Source organism: Empedobacter sp. GD03865 (assembly GCF_029840775.1).
Taxonomy (GTDB): domain Bacteria; phylum Bacteroidota; class Bacteroidia; order Flavobacteriales; family Weeksellaceae; genus Empedobacter; species Empedobacter falsenii_B.
Map to the genome: position 1 here is coordinate 36645 of NZ_JAOCDF010000027.1, position 11749 is coordinate 48393.

Sequence of the window (11749 nt, forward strand, 5' to 3'; positions counted from 1 at the left end):
ATTTATTTAATAATTTTTTCTAATATCTTTTGTGTGATTAGATAAGTTGGTTTTACACCTGTTAATCCTAAACCTCCAGAAGCCAATGTACTTCCTGTTTCTAACGGATTATCAGAAGCGTAATAAGCATACATTACTTTAACATCTTTATCGATGTGATGTCTAATTTTTGACGCAACCTGAATCGCTTTTTGATAATGCGCACCTTCCATTTCTAATCCAATCGCTTGGAAAGACGAATTTTTGAAATACTCTAAAACGTCTTTATTTTGTAATGATGTTCCTAAAACCGAAATCATTGGTCCTTCATAAACACCTAAACCTTGTCCTTCGAAATCTGCAGCGGTTAATTCGTTATCAAAAACATAATTATCTGTTGTTCCTTCGAAAACATGCGCTGTAGCAATCATTATATCACCTTTTATTCCTTCAAGAATACCAGCTTTACCCATAATCGCAACAGATTTTACATTCATTTTGAATTTTACATCTCCTACTTTGTATGGTTTCAACAACTCATCCATCGCCTCAAATGCTTGCTCACCAAAGGCATAATCCATCACAATAATCACCTCATTGTTCTTATCTTTTGCATAAGAAAATGCTGAATTTGCAATGTTTACTTTAGATAAATCAATAATTTGAACATCGATATTTGTTCCTGATTGATCTTTGATGTAAACTAAACCATTTTGTTGAGTGTATTCATTTAACGAATCGCGCAACATTTTGTTGTTTGCCGCACTCAAATCTTCGTAAATTTCTACACCATCATTTTTGTATTTTCTTTTTAATCCATCATAGGCATACAACATGTTAGACACACTATGCATATTAGCAGAAATGATGTGAATGTTTTTATCTTGAAGATTATTTTCGAATAATACACGTTTGATTTCATTCGCCCATTTTTCTCCAATCATATGATGACCAATCGATTCACGTAAAGTTGACGTAAATGTAATTTCACGTTTCTTTGTTCCGATACGATCTTGTTGGCTAGTATATCCCATCCAATAAACTACACGGAAAAAATAATCTTTGTCGTCTGCTTTACTGAAATAATGATGAATTTCTTGTGTTTCTTCAAATGTTCTTCCTAAAATCGTCGATAAATGCATCAAAGCAACTTCGCGTTCTTTTCGAGAAATTTCAACTTCATTAAATGCAACATTTTCGATAAATTCCCACGCTCTACTTTTAGAAAGTGTTTCGTTACTAAATGCTCTATTTCTGATTTTATCCGCTTCGTTATATAAAAATGTTAAGTGCGTTAACACATCATAAATGTCAGAACGACCGCGAGAAATTTCGATATTCATCTGGTCATCATCAATTCTATAGCAAAAACGACGACGTTTTGCAGGAATAATTGGTGTAAAAATAGAACGATCATAACCTTCGTCAGATGTAAAAGACACATATGGCGTTTCTACAATTCCTTCTGGTAAACGATCTAAAACGTACATCAACCCACTTAATTCTACTTTGTTTGGATCTGTCATTGACCCGTAGATTTCAGGATTAATTTCGAATAATAAATTTCTTAATATTTTTCCAGGTGCACCAGATGGACGGTACACTCCTCTATGAAATAAATGACGCATAGAGATATATAATCTTTCAATAGCGTCAGTAGATCTTCTTGCTCTTGTTATTGACATAATAATTTTTTTTTTACTTTTTTTGGTTGTTTAATTCTTGTTGAATGGCCATTAATTCATCGTACCATTCTTGTCCAAATTTTCGGACCAACGAATCTTTTGCAAATGTTGCAACATTCACTTTCAATTCTTTTCCTAAGGTACAAGCATCTGAGCAGATATCCCATACATCATAGTTCACAGAAGTGAAATTTGAATATTCCTTAACACGAACTGGATATAAATGACAAGAAATTGGTTTTTTGTAATCGACCTTTCCATCTTCGTATGCTTTTTCAATACCGCATTTTGAAAAACCATTTTCTTCGAAAACTAAATAGGCACATTCACGATTATTGACTAATGGAGTTACCCAATCGCCGTCAGTATCCATTGTGTACTTACCTTCTTGCTCAATCACCGCAATTCCTTCTGGACGCAAATAAGGTTTTACATCTTCATAAATATCGTCTAATACAATTAGTTCGTCATCATTCAAAGGCGCTCCTGCGTCACCTTCTACACAACAAATCCCTTTACATTTGTTCAGATTACAAACAAAATCTTCATTTAGTAGTTCTTCAGATACAAGGGTTTTTCCTATTTGGAACATGTTACATTAAATTTTGTAACATGCAAAGGTACGGAAAATTCCTCAGAAAAATGTAATTTTGTAAAAGAATAATGGATAATCTACTTTCAAAAATCAATCATCCTAAGGAACTTAGGACTTTTGAAGCGTCTCAATTAACTGCTTTAGCTCACGAGATGCGCGAGTTTATTTTGGATACTTTGAGTGTAAAACCAGGACATTTAGGTGCTAGTTTGGGTGTGATTGAATTAACGATTGCATTACATTATCACTACAATACACCTAAAGATTTGTTGATTTGGGATGTAGGTCATCAATGTTATCCACATAAAATTTTGACTGGTCGTCAACAAATTTTCGATTCTCTTCGTCAGAAAGATGGTATTTCTGGTTTTCCAACGCGTACAGAAAGTGAGTTTGATACATTTGGAACGGGACATTCTTCTACATCTATTTCAGCAATTGTTGGGATGGCAACAGCAGATAAAATCAATCAAATCAATAGAAAACATATTGCAATTATTGGTGACGCATCAATTACTTCTGGAATGAGTTTAGAAGCATTGAATCACCTTGGATCGACAGATTTGGATGTTTTAGTGATTTTGAATGATAATGATATCGGAATTGATCCTTCGGTTGGTGGTTTGAAAAAACATTTTAAATCATTAGAAAATCAATCCGAAAATATCTTTACCAATTTTGGTTTAAATTTCATCGGAACAATTGATGGGCACAACTTTGATGAATTACTGAATGCTTTCAATAAAGCTGATTCAATCAGAGGTCCAAAAGTTTTACACATCAAAACAACAAAAGGAAAAGGTTACGAACAAGCCGAAATCGATCAAGTAAAATGGCATGCTCCTGGTTTGTTCGATAAAGAAACGGGTGAAATAAAATCGAAGAAAAAAGAAAAATCGTATCAAGATGTTTTTGGAAAAACCATGCATCAATTACTTGAAAATAATTCACAAATTGTAACCATAACGCCTGCTATGTTAACAGGAAGCAATTTAGTAAAATGTCATCAAGATTTCCCTGAACGTGTTTTTGATGTCGGGATTGCAGAACAACATGCGGTGACGTTTGCAGCTGGTCTGGCGACGCAAAATACCATTCCGTATTGTGTGATTTATTCGACATTTTTACAACGTGCGTACGACCAAGTCATTCACGATGTAGCGTTACAGAATCTACCTGTTGTATTTTGTATTGATCGTGCAGGATTCGTTGGTACAGATGGCGCGACGCATCATGGTTATTTTGATATTGCATATTTGCGCGAAATTCCGAATATGATTGTGTCTTCGCCTCGAAACGAAAAAGATTTCAAAAATCTATTGTACACAGCGCAGTTTACAACTCAACCATTTGCTATTCGTTATCCAAAAAATAATATCCAAACAAGCAATTCTAAAGTCAAAAAAATAGAAATCGGTCAATCTGAAATTATTTTTGAAGGAAATCAATTAGCAATTCTTTCGACTGGATTGATTAGTTCTCGAATCGAAGAAATTATCATCCAAAATCATCTTCAAGATAAAGTTGCTTTGATTGATTTTCCTTTTATCAAACCTTTAGATGAATCTCGTTTAAAAGCTATTTCGTTGAAATATTCTACCATACTAACTTTTGAAGATGGGATTAAAAAAGGAGGTTTTGGAAGTGGAATTTTAGAGTTTCTGAATTCAATACATTACAAAGGAAATATTACAATCAACGGTTATCCAGACGAATTTATCGAACACGCTTCGATTACCGAATTAGAAGAAATCGTTGGTTTGGATGATTCATCGATTTTAGAAATGATTTTTTCCTACCTAAAAATTCAACAATCCTAAAAATTAATAATTTTCGGTACGAGAGTTGTAATAGCTTTTTCTAATTTATAAACACAAGAACAATGAAAAAAATAATCGGTTTATCTTTTATAGCAGTATTGTTAACATTGCAATCTTGCGGTACAACAAGCAACATGCAAGAATTCTACAAAAAATATGATAATCAATCTACTGTAATTCCTTTACCTTCTTTTGCGTTGAAATTAGCTGGAAAAGCTGGTGGAACAGATTTATTTAATTATTTAAAATCGGCTAAAGTTTTTGTTGTTTCAGATGCTGGACAAGGAAAGCAAAAAAGAATCATGAATGATTTGCAGTCATCTATGCGTGGTGAAAAATATGAGAACTTAGTCAAATTCAAAGCGAAAGACAGCCGTTTGAACATTTCATTACAAGAAGATGGCGGACGAGTTAAGAAAATGATTTTTGGAATTAACGGTTTACGAAATGTATTGGTTATCGATTCGAAATTAGATATTCCTAGAACAGATTTAGACAAAATTTTGGACAAAGTTTCGGCTGAAGATATTGCAGATTTAGCAGATATTTTGAAATAATATAGGAAGCCAGCTAATTTGCTGGCTTTTTCTTTTGAAATTACTTTGTAACTTTGTCGCATGAGTGGAAAATTATATTTGGTTCCGACGCCAATCGGAAATTTGGGAGATATGACATTTAGAGCGGTTGATGTGCTAAAAGAATCGGATGTGATTTTGGCAGAAGACACGCGAAATAGTGGTATTTTACTGAAACATTTCGAAATTTCTACTCCAATGCGTAGCTACCATATGCACAATGAGCATCAAGCAACTGAAGATATTATTCGTCAGCTAAAAGATGGTCAAATCATTTCGATTATTACTGATGCCGGAACTCCAGGTATTTCTGATCCAGGTTATTTATTAGCAAAAGAATGTGTAGCAAATAATATCGTAATCGAATGTTTACCAGGTGCAACCGCTTTTGTTCCTGCATTAGTTGTTTCTGGATTACCAAATAATGAATTTACTTTTGTTGGATTTTTACCTGTGAAAAAAGGTCGAAAATCGAAATTAGATTCATTAGTAGAAGAAAAGAAAACGATGATTTTCTACGAATCTCCACATAAAATTGGACGCACATTAAAAGATTTAGCCGAAGCTTTTGGAGCTGAACGCAAAGCAAGTTTATCACGCGAAATCTCGAAAAAATTTGAAGAAACTTTACGCGGAACATTAACTGAATTAGCCGAAATAGCTGAAAAAAGAAATTTAAAAGGTGAAATGGTTTTGGTTATAGAAGGACATCATTAATCGTTGAAGCGAATATCTTTGATATTCAATTGCCAAGTTCCTTTTCCTTGCCAATAATTCATTCCGATTGTGTAAACCATATCAAACGATTGTCCTTTCTCTAATTTTGGTCCAAATTTCCCTAATTTGAAACCAATTGCAGGAAACGTAATACGTGTATCTCGCTGATGTACGTACAAACGCGCGTGTTCTTTACCAACTAATCGGAAATCCGTTGCTAATAAATCCTTCGAAATAAAAACAGGATTCATATTATCTGGTCCAAAAGGCGCCATTCGCATCACCGATTCCAAGAAAGAACGTGTCATATCCTTAAAAGAAATCTCTTTATCGATCAAAATTGATGGCGTAAAATGTTTTCCATTCGACATTTCTTTCACTGTTTGATCAAATCTAATCTTGAATTCTTCAAAGTTTTCTTCTTTCATTGCCAAACCAGCAGCAGCCATATGTCCACCAAACTGTGTTAACAAATCTTTGTTTTTTTCGATTGCCGAATGTATGTCAAACTCTTGAATAGAGCGAGCCGAACATACAATTTCGCCTTCATTATTCTTCGTGCAAACAATGGTTGGTTTATAATACAAATCGACCAAACGAGAAGCAACAATTCCGATTACTCCTTTATTCCAAGAAGCATCGTAAACAATGGTCGAATATTTTTCTTTGGTATTAATTTGATCCAGTTGAAAAAGTGCATCATGTGTCATATCAAGATCCAAGGTTTTGCGTTCATTATTTAATGAATTTATATCATTCAAATATTTACGGCAATCCTCTTCATCTGTACTCAACATAAAACGAACCGCTTCCGAACCGTGTTTTATACGACCTGCAGCATTAATTTTTGGCGCAATAGAAAAAACAACATTCGAAATATTGACATTATTTTTAATATTAGTCGGAATTAATTGCTGAAAAGCTAAACGAGGTTCTGAATTTAATCGTTTCAAGCCGGCATAAGCCAGCACACGATTTTCTCCTGTAATCGGAACAATATCAGCCGCAATACTTACTGCAACTAAATCTAAAAGAGATAAAAGATTTTCTTTCGGAAGATTAAATTTCTCGGTATAAGCTTGCACCAATTTAAACCCAACACCACAACCGCTCAAATCTTTGTAAGGATAGCGACAACCTTTTTGTTTCGGATCTAAAACAGCGTACGCTTTTGGCACAGAACGATCTGGTAAATGGTGATCACAAATAATATAATCTATGCCTTTTGATTGTGCATATTTTATTTCTTCGTGTGCTTTAATCCCACAGTCTAAAGCAATAACAAGTGAAATATTATTTTGTACAGCGAATTCTATACTTTGTTGAGAGATTCCATAACCTTCATTATTTCGGTCTGGAATATAAAAAAAGACTTTCGAGTAGATAGAAGTCAGAAATTCGTAAAACAAAGTTACAGCTGTCGTTCCATCTACATCGTAGTCTCCAAATATTAAGATATTTTCTTCATCATCAATTGCATTTTTGATACGTGAAACCGCATCAGACATTCCTTTCATCAAAAAAGGATCATGCAATTCGTCTAAGGATGGATTAAAATACGATTTGGCTTGAGCAAAATTCGTAATTCCACGTTGGACTAATAAAATAGCAAGCACCTCAGATATGTTAAGCGATTCTCTTAAATCCTTAACAACTTCAGTATTGGGCTGTTCTTTTATTTCCCATCTTTTTTCCATCTCTTTAATTTACATATTTTTTAATTAGAGAGAAGGGTAAAGCGAATATTATTTTGATTTATTTGCTTCTTTCACGTATTTATCTAACGCCATTGTCATTGAAGGCGTTTGTGGTGTTGGCACCTCAATGTCTACACGTAATCCCATCTCTTTTGCTTGATCTACTGTCGATTTTCCGAAAACGGCAATTCTTGTATTTTCTTGCACGAAATCTGGGAAATTTTCAAATAATGATTTGATTCCTGAAGGTGTAAAGAATACTAAAATATCGTATTTTACATCAGACAAATCAGATAAATCACTCGATACAGTTCTAAACAAAGTTGCTTTTTGCCAAGTTAATCCTAAACTATCTAATAAAGTAGGAACATTTGGTTTTAAAACATCAGATGCTGGTAATAAGAAGTTTTCGTCTTTGTGCTTTTTAAATAAAGGCACCATATCCGCAAAAACTTTTTCTCCAATATAAATTTTACGTTTTCTGTAAACAATGTATTTCTGTAAATAGAATGCAATTGCTTCTGATTCGCAAAAATATTTCATAGAGTCAGGAACAGTAAAGCGCATTTCTTCTGCTAAACGAAAAAAATGATCAATAGCGTTTCTACTTGTAAAAATTACAGCAGTCACTTTGCTAAAGTCAATTTTTTGTTGTCTTACTTCTTTAGCGTCTATTCCGACAACTTGGATAAATGGTCTAAAATCAATTTTGATTTTATTTCTTTTTTCAATCTCGTAGTATGGCGAGTTTTCTGCCTGAGGCTTAGGTTGAGATACTAATATTGATTTAACTTTCATAGTAATTTTAGATTACTTTACCTACAATTAATAGTTTTGCTAATACCATTATAGGTAAAATTTCTAGGGTGCAAAGGTACAAAATATTATAATACCAAACTGATTTATTGTCACTTATTTGTTTTGCGTATATATGATAAATTTCGAATATTCTATTCAAAAACAACAAAATAAAGCCAATCACCATCAAGTAATCTTTGTTAATTTGTGTGTAAAAAAACAAAAAACAAATAATAAGTAAGAGTAAAACATTTTTTGCATTGACAAAACTCGAACTTTTCATAAAATATGAAACAGAACTAGATTCATAGAAAACACGATAGAAAACCACCTCAATCATCAACCTAAAAAGCATAATCAAACTGATTACACCAAAGGTAATTCCGACACGTGAAAGATAATAAAACTTAAAATTTGGAATATGATTATACGTGATATCAAAATACGAAACCAACAACAAACTTATCAACAAAACCGTCACACCATTGACAATAAAACTAAATAATGTCGTATTATCATCCGTAAAACTCATGTATTCGGTTTTATTATCAAGCGTTTTGAAATTTTTCGCAAACAAGTATTTTGCTGCACAAACCAATAACAAACACACCGTCAAAGCAATAAGAACAGTATCATTGCCAAGTGTATTTTTTCCTATCGAGATTAAATCGTTTGTTTTCATAATTTTTTCAAAAATACAAAAGACTAACAATCTTATAACTATCTTTATGCCCACAAAATAATATTTATGTCGGACAAATTAGTTATTATCCCGACCTACAACGAAAAAGAAAACATAGAAGCCATTATTCGTGCAGCTTTGGCTGCTGACGGAGCATTTGATGTGCTTATTGTTGACGACAGTTCTCCAGATGGAACGAATGATATTGTAAAACGCTTGATTCCTGAATTTAATGGACGTTTGCATTTAGAAATTCGTACCACAAAAGATGGTTTAGGACGCGCTTATGTACATGGATTTAAATGGGCTTTGGCAAATAATTACGAATATATTTTCGAAATGGATGCCGATTTTTCACACAATCCAAATGATTTACCTCGCTTATACCAAGCATTAGCAGATGGTGCCGATTTAGCAATTGGCTCACGCTATTCTAATGGTGTAAATGTTGTGAATTGGCCAATGAACAGAGTTTTATTGTCATATTTTGCGTCGAAATATGTGAGCATCATCACGCGATTACCTGTACATGACGCAACAGCTGGTTTTGTTGGTTATAAAGCAAACGTGTTGAAATCTTTGGATTTGGATAAAATACAGTTCAAAGGGTATGGTTTTCAGATTGAAATGAAGTATAAAACGTGGATTAAGAAATTTAAGCTAAAAGAAGTTCCTATTATTTTTACAGACAGAACTTTAGGCGAATCAAAAATTAGTTCTGATATTATTGGAGAAGCTGTTTTTGGTGTAATTTCGTTACGATTAAGAAAAATATTTGGTAAATTATGAAAAACCTGATCTTTCTATCACTGATTTTTTTGAGTATTTTTAGTTGCGCACCAAAAAATTACGACAAACCAAAAGATCTCATCGGTAAATCTGAAATGATTGATATTCTTACAGATTTATACATTAGTCAACAAGGTTTACAGATGTTTCCTACTCAAAACCAAGATCAAAGTATCGATTTAGCAAAAGATGCCGTAGATATTATGAAAAGTTATGATATCACGTTTCATCAATTTTCTGAGAGCTACAAATATTATATGATGCAGCCCGAAAAATTCAAAGATATGCTGAATGATGTGAAAAAGAATCTTGAAGATAAATTATCTGACGAAGAAAAAGAGCGTCAAAAAAATCAAAAGAATAGCTTAAATAACGTTATAGAAGCAGAAAAATAACAAAACCTCAAGTGAATCGCTTGAGGTTTTTTGTTTGTTATAATTTACCTTATAATTACATTGTAATTTTTACAATTATTTAATTACAAATAAGTTATTCAATTAAATTTATAATCTATATTTGTATTAACTAAAAAATCCTTCTGATGCAATCTAAAAAGATAAGTAAATCAAAGAAAGTTGGATTTGGTTCGAAAACAATCAATTATAAAGATGTCGTTATTGTTTCTATTTTAATTATAGTAATCACTTTAACCATCTTAATATTTTTGAATTCTTAACGAACAAATCCCTGTATTTATCTTAAAAGAAATCGTCTTATTTCGCAACATTGCAAAAGGTAATAACTACCCAAGTAGTTAATAGTTGATAGATTTAAAAAGCCTTTCGATACTTATTGTAAGGCTTTTTTTGGGGAGACAATAACTGATTTATTTTCGCTTTTTTACAAAAGGATTATAAGAAAGTCCTACATTAAAATAAAACGAAGGATCTTGTGTCGAAGAGAAAAACTTGTCATCAAACGTGTCTTTTTTATTAAATAAACCGTTTGTAATTAGCGTTTTTACTCCTGTTTTGGCAGTGATAATAAAGTTGTGTTTTAATAAATATTCGTACTTCAATCCATTATTTAAATCGACTTGTCTGTATTCGTATTTTTCAGATAAATTATTGGGATTCAAATGATATAAATAAAACGTGTTTGCTTCCAATTCAGTTCCTATTGATAATCGAGAATTTTTGAAAGGATGCATTCTGAAAAGAATTTGTTTTGGTAAAATAATATCTGCAAAAAAGTCATTATTAAATCTATGTTGTAAGGTAAACATTGGAATTACAGGTGTTTTAGTACCTTCATCAATGTTCAATCCTAATCCTACTAATATTTTAGTTCGATCTGTAGATTTTAATAAAATATTTCCTGTTACAAGTCCTTTTACTCGACCAAAATATTTGTCGCTACCATCAAAAATAAGACTAGAACTTAGAAAAGTAGGCTTGTTAAAAAGTTTTGTACTATAAGCCAAATTCAAGGATTCATAGAGATAATGTGCATTAATATCTACATTTTTTGTTTCTTGAAACGTTGGTTCAGCAAATTCTATATCCATATTGGTATTCTTATAACCAAGAGTCGTACTAAGAATCCAATTCTTTTTTTTCAAAATATTGATATTTGTACTGATATTCAGTTGTGAATAATGATTAATTCGATTACCATCAGTTTTGTTCCCATCCGTTTTCGAAGTAAATTTTGTTGGCGTGGCATAAGTGTATTCTACATTCAATGGTCTTGGAACAGAAAATTGTTGCGTCAAATATATATAGGCTTTTTTGGAAATACTATCTTGTTCTTTTATTTCCTTATTGTCTTGCCCATATACATTGGTAACATTTGTTAGAAGACAAAATAATATTGTTGACGTTTTAATTAATTTCATGGCTATTATCTGGCTTGTAAAATTGTTTGTTTATAAAAATTGAAATTAAAAATCTTGTCAAAAAGATTGAGTTTACGATCATTGCTAATACTTTCAATATTAATTGATTGTTGATAATCTTTAACAAAAACAATCCATAATTCATTCAGAAATTCTTTTTCCTTTATCATCAAAAGTTTTTGTGTGGCGATAAGCGATTCAATTTCTTCGAGTTGCTCACAAAACACAATTCCGATTGATTTGTTTTCATGGGAAATAATGCTACAATTGTATTTCAAAAAATCTTTGATCAAAATAGAATCATTGTAAATTTCTATAAATCGAATAAGATCAACTATTTGAATAATTTTACATTCAAGTTGTTCTTCAGATAACGAAGTTTCGTCTATAAGATTATATAATTTTAACACTTTTGCATGCGACATATTACTAATTTTTCGACGTAAATAAAAAGCAAAAAATTAGTCCCAAATTCAAATTTATACGAACCAATGCGTATTTTATACAAAACCGAAGAATTGCGGGTTTTTGTATAAAAACAAAATCATTTTGTATAAAAAAATATAATGTCTTTT

At 31.9% G+C, this 11749-nt stretch carries 12 protein-coding genes; 5 read left to right on the forward strand and 7 right to left on the reverse strand.

Going from position 1 to position 11749, the window contains the following annotated elements:
• Positions 1–2: 2 nt before the first annotated feature.
• Positions 3–1664, reverse strand: a complete 1662-nt coding sequence (locus N5D46_RS10695; RefSeq protein ID WP_125349979.1) for a hypothetical protein — start codon at positions 1662–1664, stop codon at positions 3–5.
• 13 nt (positions 1665–1677) lie between these two features.
• Positions 1678–2256, reverse strand: a complete 579-nt coding sequence (locus tag N5D46_RS10700; RefSeq protein ID WP_280037310.1) for a DUF3109 family protein — start codon at positions 2254–2256, stop codon at positions 1678–1680.
• Between the two features lie 71 nt (positions 2257–2327).
• On the opposite strand from N5D46_RS10700, the gene N5D46_RS10705 reads away from it, so the two are divergent.
• The 3 genes from N5D46_RS10705 (at position 2328) to rsmI (ending at position 5371) form a co-directional block, all read left to right on the forward strand.
• Complete coding sequence (locus N5D46_RS10705) at positions 2328–4079, forward strand: 1-deoxy-D-xylulose-5-phosphate synthase (RefSeq protein WP_280049944.1); 1752 nt, start codon at positions 2328–2330, stop codon at positions 4077–4079.
• 62 nt (positions 4080–4141) lie between these two features.
• Complete coding sequence (locus N5D46_RS10710; protein WP_038336746.1) at positions 4142–4636, forward strand: DUF4252 domain-containing protein; 495 nt, start codon at positions 4142–4144, stop codon at positions 4634–4636.
• 60 nt (positions 4637–4696) lie between these two features.
• Entirely contained in the window at positions 4697–5371 is a 675-nt protein-coding gene (gene rsmI / locus N5D46_RS10715) for a 16S rRNA (cytidine(1402)-2'-O)-methyltransferase (protein WP_221854392.1), read from the forward strand.
• Here the strand turns inward: rsmI and recJ are convergent.
• Genes recJ through N5D46_RS10730 form a run of 3 tightly spaced genes read right to left on the reverse strand, consistent with a single transcriptional unit; the run spans position 5368 to position 8548 of the window.
• The gene (gene recJ / locus N5D46_RS10720) at positions 5368–7068 is read right to left on the reverse strand and encodes a single-stranded-DNA-specific exonuclease RecJ (RefSeq protein ID WP_280049945.1); all 1701 of its coding nucleotides are present in this window, start codon (positions 7066–7068) and stop codon (positions 5368–5370) included. The two genes, rsmI and recJ, sit on opposite strands and share 4 nt — an antisense overlap.
• 48 nt (positions 7069–7116) lie before the next feature.
• Positions 7117–7866: a uroporphyrinogen-III synthase gene (locus tag N5D46_RS10725; RefSeq protein ID WP_019974792.1), complete on the reverse strand. Its 750-nt coding sequence runs from the start codon at positions 7864–7866 to the stop codon at positions 7117–7119.
• Between the two features lie 7 nt (positions 7867–7873).
• Positions 7874–8548, reverse strand: a complete 675-nt coding sequence (locus N5D46_RS10730; RefSeq protein WP_038336743.1) for a DUF4271 domain-containing protein — start codon at positions 8546–8548, stop codon at positions 7874–7876.
• A gap of 66 nt (positions 8549–8614) precedes the next feature.
• Between N5D46_RS10730 and N5D46_RS10735 the strand changes: the two genes are divergently transcribed.
• A complete protein-coding gene (locus N5D46_RS10735; RefSeq protein WP_038336742.1) occupies positions 8615–9337 on the forward strand; it encodes a polyprenol monophosphomannose synthase in 723 nt (240 codons plus the stop codon).
• The gene (locus N5D46_RS10740) at positions 9334–9732 is read left to right on the forward strand and encodes a DUF4296 domain-containing protein (RefSeq protein WP_280049946.1); all 399 of its coding nucleotides are present in this window, start codon (positions 9334–9336) and stop codon (positions 9730–9732) included. The genes N5D46_RS10735 and N5D46_RS10740 overlap by 4 nt, the downstream gene beginning before the upstream one ends.
• Positions 9733–10163: 431 nt before the next feature.
• Here the strand turns inward: N5D46_RS10740 and N5D46_RS10745 are convergent, their stop codons facing one another.
• Both N5D46_RS10745 and N5D46_RS10750 read right to left on the reverse strand, forming a co-directional pair.
• Positions 10164–11174, reverse strand: coding sequence for a hypothetical protein (locus N5D46_RS10745; RefSeq protein WP_280049947.1), 1011 nt, complete (start codon positions 11172–11174; stop codon positions 10164–10166).
• A 5-nt stretch (positions 11175–11179) separates the two neighbouring features.
• The gene (locus tag N5D46_RS10750; protein WP_280049948.1) at positions 11180–11599 is read right to left on the reverse strand and encodes a hypothetical protein; all 420 of its coding nucleotides are present in this window, start codon (positions 11597–11599) and stop codon (positions 11180–11182) included.
• Between the last annotated feature and the right edge of the window lie 150 nt (positions 11600–11749).